Below are 14,471 nucleotides of genomic sequence, written 5' to 3'. Positions count from 1 at the left end.
GCGGAGCGACCGGGACCTGCTGAACGGGGTCCCCATGAACAACGCCCCGCATCTGCTCGCCGAGGACCGCCCGGACTTCGAGCGCCTCCTCGACGACGCACTGCGCGACGGCACCGTCCTCACCGCACTGCGCGCACCCGGCGCCCTCACCACCGCGGAGCTGCGTGCCCAGGCCCTGCTCGACGCCGACGGCCTCGCGGCCGCGGCCGGCACCGAGTACGAGCACTACACCCGGCTGCGCGCGAACCTGCGCAGCATGCCCGCACCACCAGGCCCGGACGGCGAGCCCGCCGCACCGGGCCTCCTCGCCCAGCTGCGCTCGGCGGACGGCGGCGCCGGGCTGTTCCCCGTCCTCACCGTGCTCACACCGATCCTGGCCTGGGCGGCCGCCCTCGTCCTGCTGCTGCTCGGGTACACGCTGCGCGCCGCCGATCCCGGGGCGGCACTGAGCCGGTCGATCCTCACGGCCGGCTGGGTGGCCCTGGCGGCGGGCGTGGTCGCGATGGCGGTCGGCATCGTCGGACTGATCCTCACCGCGGTCCGCGACGGCTCCACACCGTCCGTCCCGGCCGGCACCGACCCGGAGCTCGCCGCCGAACTCGGCGAGGCCCACCGGGAGTGGCAGCGGGCGCTGCGCGACCGGGCGCTGCTGCCCTACCTGCACGCCGCCCTGCGCGGCGACGCCGGGCCGGCGGCGGCGATGTCGACGGCGTCGGCATCGGCATCGGCATCGGCATCGGCGTCGGCGTCGGCGGGCACCGGAACGGCGCAGTCCGCCGCCATACCCGGGCAGGGCGGCCGCCCGAAGCGGGACCGCCCCGGCGCCCGCGGCAGCGACTCCGCCGGCTCCGGCACCGGCAGGCCCGACGGCGGCGGCCCGGACTTCAGCAGCCCCGGCTACACCGGTCCGGGCTTCAGCAGCCCCGGGGTGGAGGGGCTCACCGACCCGCAGGGCCGGGAGCCACGCACGGCCGCCTTCACCCCGCCGGACTTCACCGGCCCCGGCTACACGCCCCCGGCCTTCACCGGCCCCGACGACGTCTGAGCCTCCGGCGGCGTCTGAGGCCGCGACGACGTCTGAGCCCCCGGCGCCGGCCGGGCCCGGGGCGACGGCCGGTCCACCGACGGCCTCCGAGCGTCCGCGGGCCGGGCGCGACCCGCCGCCGGGCTCACACCGCGGCCTTGAGCACCCGCAACTCCGGCGGGCCGTCCAGCAGTTCCGATGTGAGCTCGACCGAGCGGGCCAGGTGCGGGCTGGTCAGGTGCTTCTCGAACGCCTCGCGCGACGCCCACTCCTCCACCACCACCCAGGACCGCGGGTCGTCCGGGTCCACGTAGTTGCGGTAGGAGATGCAGCCCGGCTCCGCCAGGCTCGCCGCGGCCATCACGGCGGCCTGCGCCCGCACGTCCGCCTCCCGTCCGGCCTTGGCGCGCAGCACCGCGACCGCCGTGATCCGCCGCGACATCGTTCCCCCTCGATCTGAGTCGTCTCCGGTCCGAACCGACCGGTCGTCCCAAGATCTTCCCGCACCGCCCCTTCCCGGCCGGTGGTCGGGAAGGGAACGGCGGGGAAGGAACCGGAGGTCCGGGGCCGGCCGGCCGGCTCAGCTGCGCCGGGCGCGCCTCGCCACGGTGATCGCGGCCGCGCCGACGGCCAGCAGGCCGGCGCCCAGGACGGTCGGCACCGTGACGTCCGGAGCACCGGTGTCGGCGAGCTCGGTGCGGCCGGTGGTCCCGGCGTTCCCGGTGGCGGCGCGCGGCGCCGCGGAAGCGGTCGCGGTGGGCGAGGCGGTGACGGCGGCGGCCGGGGCCACCGACGGCGCGGCGGTGGCGGGCGCCGGGGCGGTCGGGGCCGGGGTGGTCGCGGTCGGCTTCGGGGCGGGCGCGTTCGGGTCCACGCAGGCGGGGGCGCCCGCGACCGCCGTGGCGGCGAGCTTCTGCTCGGCCCAGAAGAGCACCGGCCCGGCACCGGGGAACTGGCCGAAGCCGAGGCGGGCGTCGGCCGACGTCTTGAAGTTGGCGCCCAGCGTGAGCCGCGCGTTGATCACCCGGTTGTCCACCGGGCCGGTGCCGTACCTGGCCAGGTCGACGTCCCGCCCCTCCAGACCCCTGGCGGCCAGGCCCACCTGGTGCCAGCTGCCGTCCTTCGGGTCCTGGAGCTCCAGCTGGGCGTCACAGGCGGCGGGGCCCTCCGTCGAGCCGACGCCCTGCCCGGCCCAGAGGAAGAAGAGCGCCCGGTCGAGGTGCCAGTCGAACTTGTTGGCGGTCTTGATGGAGACGGTGAACGGGTGCGCCTTGCCGTCGGCCGGGACCGAGCCGGGCAGGCCGTTGACCGCCGTGGTGAGGCCGGTGGTCCCGACCTGCTTGGACGCCTGCGCCGTCCAGTCCCTGGCCAGGCCGTCCCTGCCGAACGTCGGGGCCAGGTAGGCGTCCAGGCTGACGTCGATCTCCGGGCCGGTGTGCGCGGACTGCAGCAGCTTGAACCGGAGCTTGAAGGTGTGCACCGAGTGCGGCTGCAGCTCCACCTCCGCGCCGGTCAGGTCGGCGGCCACGCCCTGGTGGCCGCCGGGCTTGGCCCCGAGGTCCTGGTCGACGAGCTTCACGGGCTGCCAGGTGCCGGCCGCACCGTCCGCGTACTCCGCGGCGACCTGGTCCAGCCCGAGCATCCGGCTGCCGAAGTAGAGCACGAGGTGCTGGCCGGTGACGGCCGCATCCGCGTCGTTCCTGACCGTCACCGTGCCCTCGGACCAGCCGCCCCCGGCCTCGACGGTGGAGAACCCGTCGATCTGGACCCCGGGCTCGGCGTCGCTCCCGGCCGCCTGGGCGGGCAGGGCGAGCACCAGCGGGGAGGCCACCAGCGTCGCGGCCAGCAGTGCGTGACGAAGTCTCAAGTCAACCCCAAAGGTCATGAATTGCCGCGAATCTCCGGGCGGCAGCACGTGGATTCCCCCCACCGCGCGGGGCGCAGACTATCCGATCTTCATCTCGGATTGTCAACCAACTAATTCCGAAGGCCGGACCACTTCCCGGCGGAGCGGAGCGGGAAATCGGCGGAGGGAGAATTCCGGGGGGATTCGCCCCGGGCGGCGTCCGGGGCGGCCCGGACGGACTCACGGACGCGATCGTTGAGCCTGGCTCAACGATCGAAGGACGGTTCGGCATTGATCGTCCGGGCTGGACGGCGGATCGTGGAGGACGTCACCACGCACACCACCACCCCGGGAGCCACCATGGCCGCCGTCCACGTCAAGGCCTTCGACCACCTCGTCCTCAACGTCCGGGACATCGAGCGCTCGCTGGAGTTCTACCTCGGCCTGCTCGGCCTGGAGCCGGTCCGGGTCGAGGAGTGGCGCGCGGGCAAGGTCTCGTTCCCCTCGGTCCGGATCGACGAGCAGACCATCATCGACCTGTTCGCCCGTCCCCGCGGCGAGTCCAACGTCGACCACCTCTGCCTCACCGTCGACCCGCTGGACTGGCAGGAGGTCGTCGACTCCGGCGTCTTCACCGTCCTCGACGGCCCCGGCCCGCGCTACGGCGCCCGCGGCACCGGCACCTCGCTCTACGTCGCGGACCCGGACGGCAACACCGTCGAGCTCCGCTGGTACGCCGAGGACGCGGAGGGCACCGAGGACGCGGAGGGCACCGCGGCCGCGTAGGGCCCCGGCGCCGGATGGCGTACACCGGCATGCCGACCTCTCGACCCTGTCCGTAATGTCCGACTCGGACCAGTGGACCGATTCGAGAGGTGACCGGTGGCCCTCCACAACGCACAGGAACCGGCGGCCGACGCGGCCGTCGACATCTTCGCCTCGCCGCTGAGCGAGCACCCACTTCCCAAGCGGGCCATGCCGGACTTCCCGGCACCGCCGACGGTGGTCTTCCAACTGCTGCGCAACGAGCTGCTGCTGGACGGCAACGCCGCGCAGAACCTCGCCACCTTCTGCACCACCTGGACGGACGACGAGGTCCGCCGCCTGATGGACCTCTGCCTCGACAAGAACATCGTCGACAAGGACGAGTACCCGCAGACCGCGGAGATCGAGTCGCGCTGCGTGAACATCCTCGCCGATCTCTGGCACGCCCCGGCCGGCGCCGGCGACACCAACGCGATCGGCTGCTCCACCACCGGCTCCAGCGAGGCCGCCATGCTCTGCGGTCTCGCCCTGAAGTGGCGGTGGCGCAACCGCCGGCAGGCCGCGGGGCAGTCGACCGAACGGCCGAACCTGGTGTGCGGGCCGGTACAGGTGTGCTGGGAGAAGTTCGCCCGGTACTTCGACGTCGAGCTGCGGCAGGTGCCGGTGGAGCCCGGGGCGACCGGGCTCCAGCCGCACCAGCTGCGCGAGTACGTCGACGAGAACACCATCGGCGTGGTCGCGATCCTCGGGGTGACCTACACCTGCACGTACGAGCCGGTGGCGGAGATCGCGGCCGAGCTGGACCGCCTGCAGGTGGAGACCGGCCTCGACGTCCCGCTGCACGTCGACGCGGCGTCGGGCGGCTTCATCGCGCCCTTCCTCCACCGCGACCTGGTCTGGGACTTCCGGCTGCCGCGGGTCTCCTCGATCAACGCCTCCGGCCACAAGTACGGGATGGCGCCGCTCGGCGTCGGCTGGGCCCTCTGGCGCGACCAGGACGCCCTGCCGGACGGGCTGGTCTTCCACGTCGACTACCTCGGCGGCGACATGCCCACCCTCGCCCTGAACTTCTCCCGCCCCGGCGGCCAGGTGGTCACCCAGTACTTCATGTTCCTGCGGCTCGGCCGCGAGGGGTACCGCCGGGTCTACCAGGCGTGCGCCGACACCGCGCAGCACCTCGGCCGGCAGATCGCCGAGATGGGCCCCTTCACCCTGCTCTACGACGGCGTCGGCGCGCTGCCCGCCGTCTCGTACACCCTCACCGACCCCGACTCGGTCGCGTGGAGCCTGTACGACCTCTCCGACCAGCTCCGCATGCGCGGCTGGCAGGTCCCCTCCTACCCGCTCCCGCCGGACCGCCAGGAGACGGTCATCCAGCGCGTCCTGGTCCGCCACGGCGTCGACCGCGACGAGATCGAACTCCTCGCCGACGACATGCGCCGGGCGATCAAGCACCTCGACGAGGGCCGCCCCCACGACGCGGACCGCGTCGGCTTCCACCACTGAGGCGTGGCGGAGCGCTGCTCTGGGAAGCCCCCTCCTCCTCCCAGAGCAGCGCGGTCAACAGGCTGACGTCAGTCGGCCATGGGCAGGTAGACCCGGTTGCCCTGGGCGGCGAACTCCTCGGACTTGGCCTGCATGCCGGCCAGCGCCTCGGCGTCGTAGCCCGACTGCACGGCCGTGGACCCGTCGCCGTGCTCGTCGCGGATCTTCTGGGAGATCTTCATCGAGCAGAACTTCGGGCCGAGACAGCACCTTGGCTCTGAACCGGCGCCCCGATCGGCCCGCCCACACGGCTCAGTACCAGCGGGCGAACGCGGAGACGCCCAGGCCGGGGCGCGAGGAGGGTCTCCCCGTCGCAGTCCCGCCGCCACCACGCGAGAGTCTCCGTGTAGCCCGTCGGCTTGCGGAAGTCGTCGGCCGTGACGAGGTGCGCGAACCTCCCCGGCAGCGCCGCAGCCTCCTGGTCGGGCACGGCCCCGATGACCCATGCGCCGGTCGAGCCCACCGTTACTTCCGCCTCGCCGCCGCGACGGACAGTACCGGGTCAGGCGGATCAGCCCGCGCACGAGGCCGGGAACACCGATCCGACCGCCGTTGCGGCCAAGGGCGTGGCGCTGTCTCGGAACGGCCTTCCGGCTGTCCGGGACAGCGCCACGTGGTCGAGCGTCAGTCCGTCGGCGGGAAGTGCACCCGCTCCGGACGCGCGCCGCCCATCACGGCGAGGGCTAGTGCCGACGGCGAGCTGCGGCTCGTCCGTTGCGCCTCACGAGGATGAGGATCGAGCCTCCCAGCACGACGGCGGCCGCCGAGCCGACCGCCATGGCGATCGACTTGCCGGAGCCGGTGGCAGCGAGTGCCTGCCCCGACTCGTGCGGACGCACGACCGGCACACCCTGTTCGTGACCGCCCTTGCCGTTGCCGTGGTCGGCCGGAGCGTTGCCGTGGTTGCCTTGGTCCTGCCCGTGTTCACCTTGCTCGTGGCCGCCGTGACCCTGACCGCCGTGACCGCCCGGAGACTGGGGCGGTCCGGCAGGGCCGGGAGGACCGGCAGGACCCGATGGGCCGGCCGGACCAGCAGGACCAGCAGGACCGGCAGGGCCGGGCGAGCCGTTCGCACCGGGCGAGCCGTTGGCGCCCGGCGATCCATTGGCGCCCGGCGAACCGTTGGCACCAGGCAAGCCGTTAGCGCCCGGCGAACCGTTGGCACCAGGCAAACCGTTGGCGCCCGGCGAACCGTTGGCACCAGGAGCACCCGGAGCACCGTTGGGGCCAGGAGCCCCGGGAGCGCCGGGCGAACCGTTGGCACCGGGAGCGCCGGGAGCGCCGTTGGGACCGGGAGCGCCCGGAGCGCCCGGGGAGCCCGCCACGCCCGGAGCGCCGTTGGGGCCGGGTGCACCGGGGGAACCGGGAGCACCGGGAGCACCGTTGGGGCCAGGAGCCCCGGGAGCGCCGGGCGAACCGTTGGCACCGGGAGCACCGTTGGGACCGGGGGCGCCCGGAGCGCCCGGGGAGCCCGCCACGCCCGGAGCGCCGTTGGGGCCGGGTGCACCGGGGGAACCGGCGGCACCGGGAGGACCGGCGGGGCCACTCGGTCCAGGGGGCCCACTCGGTCCGGGCGGGCCGCTCGGACCGGGCGGGCCGCTCGGTCCGGGCGGGCCGACGGTGCAGGCCGCCCTCGTGATGGTGTTGTCGTCGAGAGTGACGGCTCCGTTGCGCGCCAGGGCGCGGCCTTCGATCACCGAGGCGTGGTTCACGCTGATGGACGTGAGAGCCAGGATGTTGCCCTTGAAGAAGGAGTCGACGTCGATGGTGGCGGAGCTACCGACCTGCCAGAACACATTGCAGGGCTGTGCTCCGTTGACCAGGCTGACGACGCTCGACGGAGCCGTGATGAGGGTGGAGCCGATCTGGAAGATGAAGACGGCGTTCGGGTCGCCCATCGCGTCGAGGGTGACGGTCCCGGTGAGGTTCAGCGACGAACTCGCCTTGTAGACGCCGGGCGTCAGCGTCAGCCCTCCGATGTCGCCGGGCGAGGTCAGGATGGCCGTGGGGGCCCGGCCGGCAGCATCGTTGTAGGCGATGACGAGGTCGGACTGGGCCTGCGCCGCCTGCGCGTCGTTGACGTGCTGAACCCCGTTCACGGTTCCGGGGGGGAAACCCGTCACGCTGGTGCCCGGGAAGAGCCCCAGGTCGCCGTTGATGACGCTGGGTCCGGTGTTGGTGACGGTCGAGCCCGCCAGGATCGCATAGCTGGTGTCAGTCCCCAGCCCCACCGGTGCGGTTGCTGCGTGCGCTGGGCTGGCGACCAGGCCGGCCGCCGCGAGCAATGTCAGTCCGGACAGCAGGACGGACGCCCCCGCGAGTCGAGCGCGTCTACGCCCTCGCCCCGGTGGAGCGGACAACATGGCATCGACTGCCATAGGACAGGACCTTTCTTGTCACGTTGAACTCCGTCACCCGAAGTGGGCATTCGGAGCGCTACTGGTGGTTTCCGGTCAGACCTCACGCCCTCGCACTCGCGCCGGAGGGCTTTCGACGAGCGGAGCCGACCAGGACAGGTGATGGAGAGTCACCAACTCACTACACCGTGCAACAACAACATGAAAAGAAGAGAGTGATAAAGATGCAATGGAGTGACACACCAGCGCCGATCGAGGAACGCCCCCACCCCCGCAGCATCGTTCGCCTACGCACTAAATGCCCGGATCTGCCCTCCCCTGGCAGCCGCCGGCCGCCGCCAGCGCCGTAGCAGTACCGTTTTTCCTCGTGGCCGCGTCCAGGCCGGTGAATCACGTATCGCCCCGTGATCCCAATCGTTGGCCCGATCATGAACGACCTAACGAATCCGCTGGAAGAGGCGCTCACTGCGGCCACCGGTGACGTCGGCACGGTGGCCGAGCGCTGCCGCGCCGCAGGCGGCCTGCTCAGGGTCACCCTGGGTGAACTGCGCGCGGAAGTCGGCTACCGAAGACTCGGCAAGTACGTCCTGGAAGAACTGCCCGAGCGTCTCACCGAAGAGGGGCTCGGCTGGTTCCCGACGTGGCGGCTCTCCCCGAGGGACAACGGCGAGCCGCGGAAGGATCACGACGTGTGGGTGTTCATCCGGGACGGCGGCCTGCGCTGCCAGATCATCGATGCCATCCAGGCCCCCGACGGTTCCGACGTCCCAGCGGTCCTGAACGGCCTGCTCAAAGGCCGTCCCCAGGATCTCTCCCCGGAGCGCAAGCTCGGCCTCATTCGCGAAATCCTCGGGCTCTGACCCACACCCGGGAATCCGCCGACCGGATTCCACCTGCGCACCCGAACGTTCGCAGCGCTGCGCCGGACACCCTTTCGGGACCCCGGCGCAGCGCCGGGACACCTGCCGTCAGTCCGCCAGCGGGAGGTAGACCCGGTTGCCCTGGGCCTTGAACTCCTCGGACTTGACCTTCATGCCTTCCAGCGCCTCAGCGTCAACGTCGCTGGTCACGACCGCCTTGTCGCCGTACAGCTCTGTGATGCTTTTGCTGATCTTCATCGAGCAGAACTTCGGGCCGCACATCGAGCAGAAGTGGGCCGTCTTCGCCGGCTCGGCGGGCAGCGTCTCGTCGTGGAACTCGCGGGCCGTCTCCGGGTCGAGGGCCAGGTTGAACTGGTCCTCCCAGCGGAACTCGAAGCGGGCGTCGGAGAGCGCGTCGTCCCACTCCTGGGCCCCGGGGTGGCCCTTGGCCAGGTCGGCGGCGTGCGCGGCGATCTTGTAGGTGATGACGCCGGTCTTCACGTCGTCCCGGTTGGGCAGGCCCAGGTGCTCCTTGGGCGTGACGTAGCAGAGCATCGCGGTGCCCCACCAGGCGATCATCGCGGCGCCGATGCCCGAGGTGATGTGGTCGTAGCCGGGGGCGACGTCCGTGGTGAGCGGGCCGAGGGTGTAGAACGGCGCCTCGTCGCAGATCTCCTTCTGGAGATCCATGTTCTCCTTGATCTTGTGCATCGGGACGTGGCCCGGCCCCTCGATCATCACCTGGACGTCCCTGGCGCGGGCGATCCGGCCCAGCTCGCCCAGGGTCTGCAGCTCGGCGAACTGCGCCTCGTCGTTGGCGTCGGCGATCGACCCCGGGCGCAGGCCGTCACCCAGCGAGAAGGTGACGTCGTAGCTCGCGAGGATGTCGCAGAGCTCCTCGAAGTTGGTGTAGAGGAAGTTCTCCCGGTGGTGCGCCAGGCACCAGGCGGCCATGATCGAGCCGCCGCGCGAGACGATGCCGGTCTTGCGACGGGCGGTCAGCGGCACGTAGCGCAGCAGCACGCCGGCGTGCACGGTCATGTAGTCGACGCCCTGCTCGCACTGCTCGATGATGGTGTCGCGGTAGACGTCCCAGCTCAGCTCCTCGGCCCTGCCGTCGACCTTCTCCAGCGCCTGGTAGAGCGGCACGGTGCCGATCGGCACGGGGGAGTTGCGCAGGATCCACTCGCGGGTGGTGTGGATGTTGCGGCCGGTGGAGAGGTCCATGACGGTGTCGGCACCCCAGCGGGTGGCCCAGGTCATCTTCTCCACCTCCTCCTCGATCGAGGAGGTGACGGCCGAGTTGCCGATGTTGGCGTTGATCTTCACCAGGAAGTTGGTGCCGATGACGGCCGGCTCGACCTCGGGGTGGTTCACGTTGACCGGGATGACGGCGCGGCCGCGGGCCACCTCGTCCCGCACGAACTCGGGTGCGAGGCCCTCGCGCAGGGCCACGAACTCCATCTCCGGGGTGACGACCCCCCGCTTGGCGTAGGCCAGCTGGGTGACGGCGGCACCGGCACGGCCGCGCAGCGGGCGCCGCGGGCGGCCGGGGAAGACGGCGTCGAGGTTGCGCAGGTTCCCGCCGCGCGGCGAGGTGTGCTTGATCCCGTCGTCCTCGGGGCGGGCCTCGCGGCCGTCGTACTCCTCGACGTCGCCGCGCTGGCGGATCCAGGCGTCGCGCAGCGGCGGCAGCCCGCGCCGCACGTCGGGCTCGTACGCGGGGTCGGTGTACGGGCCGGAGGTGTCGTACAGCGGCACGGTCCGGTCGTTGGTGAGCAGGACCTCGCGGTACGGGACGCGCAGGTCGGGACGGGACCCCTCGCGGTAGGCCTTGCGCCAGGCCGGGGTCGGGTAGCCGGTGGCGGCGCTGGCGACCGCGGCGCCGCTCGTCCCGGTGCTGCGGGCAGAGTTCGGCTGTGCATCAAAGGTGGTCATCAGACCCTCTACTCCCTACGCCGGCATTACCCGGTCAGGTTCCTGCGGTCGACGCAGCGGTCGGCACGTCCGTCGACGTACCGGTCAGCGTCCTCTCAGCCCGGTGCTCCGAGCTCCCGTGTCCACAGGCGGTGTTGCCTGCGCATGACGTCCAACACCGTAGCGAGCCGATCGCCGCTGGTCCAGAGGGGGGTCCGAGGAGAGAGACGCCGGGGCCCGGCCGCCGGCGGGATTCCCCGGTGGGCCGTCTGCTTCCGGCGGGGGCGGGCAGACTGGCAGTCACAGGGCGGGGCAGTCGCGGGCGGTCGGGCACCCCGGGGGTGCGGAAGGGGAGGGCCGAGTGGTCGGGAGCGCGGGTCGGGTCAGCGGAACGGTGGGGGCGGGACTGGTCGGCGAGGTGATGGTGCACGTCCCGGAGCGCCAGGGGACGGAGGCGTTCCTCGCCTACCTCGCCGTGCCGGGCGAGCGGCTGCCGGTGGGGACGCCGGTGGTGGTCGTCGAGTACCACCCGCCGCGGACCGTCTACGTGGCCCCGGTGCTGCCGTGACGGGACCGCCACGACACGGCCGTGACGGCGTGACGAGGTTGTGATAGGACGTCACGTCCGCTCCCTTCCGCTGCGGTTGACCCGGGCGGAGAATCCCAATCGGTGCATCTCATGTGCCGAAAGGGGGAGTTGAACCATGCTGTACGCCATCATCGGGGCGGCCGCCGCGGTGCTGCTCGTGGGGATCACGCTCTTCAAACTCATGTGGCGGGTGGCGGAGCCGAACGAGGCTCTGATCATCTCCGGCTCCAAGCACCGGACCGAGGGGGTCGGCGACGGGCTCGGGTTCCGGATCGTCACCGGCCGCGGCACCTTCGTCACCCCGGGCCTGCAGGGCGTCCGACGGCTCTCGCTGGACCTCAACGAGGCCGAGCTGAACGTCGAGTGCGTCACCACCCAGGGCATCCCGGTCCGGGTGAAGGGCGTGGTGATCTTCAAGGTCGGCGACGACCAGGTCTCGATCGCCAACGCCGCCCGGCGCTTCCTCGACCAGCAGAAGCTGATCAGCCAGCGGGTGCACAACGTCTTCGCCGGCCACCTGCGCTCGATCGTCGGCGGGCTCACCGTCGAGGACATGATCCGCGACCGCGAGCGGCTCACCGGGGAGACCAGGGCCGCCTCCGGGCTGGAGATGGAGAAGCTCGGGCTGATCATCGACACCCTGCAGATCCAGGAGATCATCGACCCGACCGGCTACATCAAGAACCTCGCCATCCCGCACGCGGCCGCCGTCCAGCGGGACGCCCGGATCGCCCAGGCCGAGGCCGACCGGATGGCCACCGAGGCCGAGCAGGAGGCGGCCGCCCGCAAGGCCGAGGCGACCCGCAACAGCGAGATCCAGCAGGCCGCCTACCAGGCCGAACGGGACACCGCCAGCGCCCGCGCCCTGCAGGCCGGGCCGCTCGCCGAGGCCGCCGCCCGGCAGGAGGTCGTGGTCCAGGAGACCAGGGTCGCCCAGCTGGAGGCCCAGCGGAAGGAACAGCAGCTGCAGATCGACGTCCGCAAGCCGGCCGACGCCAAGGCGTACGAGACCCGCACCCGGGCCGAGGCCGACCGCGACGCCCGGATCTCGGCCGCGCAGGCGCAGGCCCGGGAGACCGAGCTGAAGGCGGCCGCCGAGGCCAGCCAGGTCAAGATCGCGGCGGAGGCCGAGGCCGAGGCCACCAAGGTGCGCGGGCTGGCGGCCGCCGAGGCGACCAGGGCGACCGGGCAGGCGGAGGCCTCGGCCACCGAGGCCCGCGGTCTGGCGGACGCGTCGGCGGCCCGGGCCATCGGGCTCGCCAAGGCGGAGGGGCTCAAGGCCCGGGCGGCGGCGCTGACGGCGAACCCGGACGCCGTGGTGGCCCAGGAACTGGCCGAGAAGTGGCCGGACATCGTGCTGGCCGCCTCGGAGTCCTTCGGCAACGTCGAGCACATGGTGCTGCTCAACGGCGCCGAGGGCGTGGGGGACCTCTTCACCAAGGCGCTCACCATGGGCGGGACGGGGCTCGGGCTCGCCCGGCAGCTGCTCACCACCCTGCAGGGGCCGGCGCAGCCCGCCGAGGCCGCCCGGGCCGTGCCCGCGGCCGCCGCGGGGCCGGCCGGGCAGGTGCCGGTCCAGCAGGTGCCGATCGAGGAGTGACGGCGGCGCGCCGGTCGGCCCGGGCCGACCAGGCCGACCGGGCCGACCCGATTGGGTAGGCCGCCGCGCCCGGCTGAGTACCCGTACTCAGGTGGGCGCGGTGCGCTCCGCCGCAGCATGGGGGCATGCACCCTGCAGCCACCGCGCGGATCGGCATCACGGCCGTCGGATCCCAGCTCCCCGCCCGCCGCCTGACCTCCCAGCAGCTCCAGGACGAGGTCACCGCCGGCGGCCGGCTCCGCCTGCCGGAGCGGATGTTCGAGAAGGCGACCGGCATCGCCACCCGGCACTTCGCCGCCGACGGCGAGTACGCCTCCACCCTGGGGATCGGCGCCGCCCGGCGCGCCCTGGACGCCCGTGGCCTGGACCCGGCCGACGTGGACCTGCTGCTCTGGGCCTCCGCCACCCGGGACGTCTGCGAACCCGCCACCGCCCACCTCGTCCAGGCCGAACTCGGCTCCCGCGCGCACGCCCTGGACGTCAGCAACGCCTGCAACAGCTTCCTCAACGGGATCGACCTGGCCCGCGCGATGATCCTGGCCGGCCGGGCCCGGCGCGCCCTCGTCGTCACCGGCGAGACGCCCAGCCGGGCGATGCGCCGCGACCCGAGCGGCCTGGCCGACTTCCGGGACGGCTTCGCCGGCTACACCTTCGGCGACGCCGGGGCGGCCGTCGTGGTGGAGGCCGTCGAGCGCGGCGGCATCCTGGACGTCGAGACCGAGACCGCCTCCGAGCACTGGGAGGTCGGCGGCATCCCGGGCGGCGGCTCGCGCCACCCGCGCGGTGACGAGTACAGCTACTTCCGGGGCGGCGGCAAGGAGTTGCGCGGCGTCTTCGAGCGGATCGGCGGCGACATCCTGACCCGGGTGGCCGCCCGCACCGGCCTCGGCTGGGACGACTACGCCCGGGTCCTGGTGCACCAGGTGACCGTCCCCTACCTGGAGCGGTTCGTCGAGCTGACCGGGGTGCCGGCCGGGAAGCTGGTGCTCACCGTGCCGGAGCTCGGCAACATCGCCAGCGCCACCCTCGGCGTCCAACTCTCACGAATACAGCACGAGTTGAACCCGGGAGACAAGGTGCTGCTGATCGGCCTCGGCGGCGGCGTCAGCCTGATGACCATGGTCTGGGAGGCATCGTGACCGCACCCCGCGCGCCGCGGACGCACCCGCTCTGGGTGGTCGTCCCGGCGTACCAGGAGGAGGCCCGGATCGACGCCACCCTGGCCGCCCTCGCCGCCCAGCGGGACCGCGACTTCACCCTGCTGGTGGCCGACAACGGCTCCACCGACGGCACCGTGGCGAAGGTCCGGGCCTTCGCCGAGCGGGCGCCGTTCCCGGTCGAGGTGCTGGTCGAGCCGGAGAAGGGCGTCGGCTCGGCGATCGACACCGGCTTCCGGCACGCCATCGCGCACGGCGCCGAGCTGCTCGCCCGCACCGACGCCGACTGCCTGCCCGAGCCCGGCTGGACGGCCGCCGCCCGGGCCGGACTGCTCGCCTCCCGCGGGCTGGTCTGCGGCCGGGTCACCGCCCGCCGGGACGAGCACGGCCCGGCCGGCCGCGCGGTGTTCCTGGTCCTGGTCGCCCTCGGCGCCCTCTTCGGCCGGATCCGGCCCGCGCACCACCGCCGGCACGGCTACCTCACCCCGTACCGGATGCACGCGGGCAACAACATGGCGATCACCGCCGAGCTGTACGCGGCCGTCGGCGGCATGCCGCGCCGGCCCTCGCCCACCGACCGGACGTTCATCAACCGGGTGCGCCGGCACACCACCGCGATCGTCCACCGCCGCGACATGGTGGTGCAGAACTCCACCCGCCGGATCCGCGCCTACGGCGTGATCGGCACCGCCCGCTGGTACCTGGAGCGCGGCGCCGGCCGGCGCTCCGTCGACGTGCGCTGACCCGCGGCCGCGCCGCGAACGCCGCCCCGCGCCTCCCGCCACCGCGGCCCTCCTGCCGTCCGGCCGCC

13 protein-coding genes and 1 riboswitch are annotated in these 14,471 nt (G+C 72.9%); of the genes, 8 read left to right on the top strand and 5 right to left on the bottom strand.

Annotation, left to right across the window (positions count from 1 at the left end; genetic code table 11):
* Positions 1-34: 34 nt before the first annotated feature.
* A complete protein-coding gene (locus tag RMN57_RS20485) occupies positions 35-1,045 on the top strand; it encodes a hypothetical protein (protein WP_313764790.1) in 1,011 nt (336 codons plus the stop codon).
* A 124-nt stretch (positions 1,046-1,169) separates the two neighbouring features.
* On the opposite strand, the gene RMN57_RS20480 is transcribed toward RMN57_RS20485, so the two are convergent.
* Both RMN57_RS20480 and RMN57_RS20475 read right to left on the bottom strand, forming a co-directional pair.
* Positions 1,170-1,466: a putative quinol monooxygenase gene (locus RMN57_RS20480; RefSeq protein ID WP_238860588.1), complete on the bottom strand. Its 297-nt coding sequence runs from the start codon at positions 1,464-1,466 to the stop codon at positions 1,170-1,172.
* 138 nt (positions 1,467-1,604) lie between these two features.
* Positions 1,605-2,891 carry a hypothetical protein gene (locus RMN57_RS20475; RefSeq protein ID WP_313764789.1) on the bottom strand — a complete coding sequence of 429 codons (1,287 nt, stop codon included), beginning with the start codon at positions 2,889-2,891 and terminating at the stop codon, positions 1,605-1,607.
* A 339-nt stretch (positions 2,892-3,230) separates the two neighbouring features.
* Here RMN57_RS20475 and RMN57_RS20470 point away from each other — a divergent pair, with 339 nt between their 5' ends.
* Both RMN57_RS20470 and RMN57_RS20465 read left to right on the top strand, forming a co-directional pair.
* Entirely contained in the window at positions 3,231-3,656 is a 426-nt protein-coding gene (locus RMN57_RS20470; protein WP_313767898.1) for a VOC family protein, read from the top strand.
* Positions 3,657-3,752: 96 nt separating this feature from the next.
* Entirely contained in the window at positions 3,753-5,141 is a 1,389-nt protein-coding gene (locus tag RMN57_RS20465; RefSeq protein WP_313764788.1) for a glutamate decarboxylase, read from the top strand.
* A gap of 68 nt (positions 5,142-5,209) precedes the next feature.
* Here the strand turns inward: RMN57_RS20465 and RMN57_RS20460 are convergent, their stop codons facing one another.
* On the bottom strand, positions 5,210-5,362 hold the full coding sequence (locus RMN57_RS20460; protein ID WP_380236535.1) for a thiamine biosynthesis protein ThiC: 153 nt from the start codon (positions 5,360-5,362) through the stop codon (positions 5,210-5,212).
* 501 nt (positions 5,363-5,863) lie between these two features.
* Positions 5,864-7,558 carry an ice-binding family protein gene (locus tag RMN57_RS20455; RefSeq protein ID WP_313764787.1) on the bottom strand — a complete coding sequence of 565 codons (1,695 nt, stop codon included), beginning with the start codon at positions 7,556-7,558 and terminating at the stop codon, positions 5,864-5,866.
* 407 nt (positions 7,559-7,965) lie between these two features.
* Here RMN57_RS20455 and RMN57_RS20450 point away from each other — a divergent pair, with 407 nt between their 5' ends.
* Positions 7,966-8,397 (top strand): hypothetical protein, encoded by a 432-nt coding sequence (locus RMN57_RS20450; protein WP_313764786.1) that lies wholly within the window; start codon positions 7,966-7,968, stop codon positions 8,395-8,397.
* Positions 8,398-8,505: 108 nt separating this feature from the next.
* Here the strand turns inward: RMN57_RS20450 and thiC are convergent, their stop codons facing one another.
* Complete coding sequence (gene thiC / locus RMN57_RS20445) at positions 8,506-10,335, bottom strand: phosphomethylpyrimidine synthase ThiC (RefSeq protein WP_313764785.1); 1,830 nt, start codon at positions 10,333-10,335, stop codon at positions 8,506-8,508.
* Positions 10,331-10,465, bottom strand: a riboswitch (TPP riboswitch). (Overlaps the previous gene by 5 nt.)
* Before the next feature lie 210 nt (positions 10,466-10,675).
* Here thiC and RMN57_RS20440 point away from each other — a divergent pair.
* The 4 genes from RMN57_RS20440 (at position 10,676) to RMN57_RS20425 (ending at position 14,403) form a co-directional block, all read left to right on the top strand.
* Positions 10,676-10,882, top strand: a complete 207-nt coding sequence (locus tag RMN57_RS20440; RefSeq protein WP_313764784.1) for a hypothetical protein — start codon at positions 10,676-10,678, stop codon at positions 10,880-10,882.
* Between the two features lie 136 nt (positions 10,883-11,018).
* On the top strand, positions 11,019-12,503 hold the full coding sequence (locus RMN57_RS20435; protein ID WP_313764783.1) for an SPFH domain-containing protein: 1,485 nt from the start codon (positions 11,019-11,021) through the stop codon (positions 12,501-12,503).
* A 125-nt stretch (positions 12,504-12,628) separates the two neighbouring features.
* On the top strand, positions 12,629-13,642 hold the full coding sequence (locus RMN57_RS20430) for a ketoacyl-ACP synthase III (RefSeq protein WP_313764782.1): 1,014 nt from the start codon (positions 12,629-12,631) through the stop codon (positions 13,640-13,642).
* Positions 13,639-14,403, top strand: a complete 765-nt coding sequence (locus RMN57_RS20425) for a glycosyltransferase family A protein (RefSeq protein ID WP_313764781.1) — start codon at positions 13,639-13,641, stop codon at positions 14,401-14,403. The genes RMN57_RS20430 and RMN57_RS20425 overlap by 4 nt, the downstream gene beginning before the upstream one ends.
* The last annotated feature ends 68 nt before the right edge of the window (positions 14,404-14,471 follow it).

The organism is Kitasatospora sp. CM 4170, assembly GCF_032110285.1.
In the GTDB taxonomy this organism is placed as follows: domain Bacteria; phylum Actinomycetota; class Actinomycetes; order Streptomycetales; family Streptomycetaceae; genus Kitasatospora; species Kitasatospora aburaviensis.
This window is presented reverse-complemented; position numbering and strand designations above follow the sequence as displayed.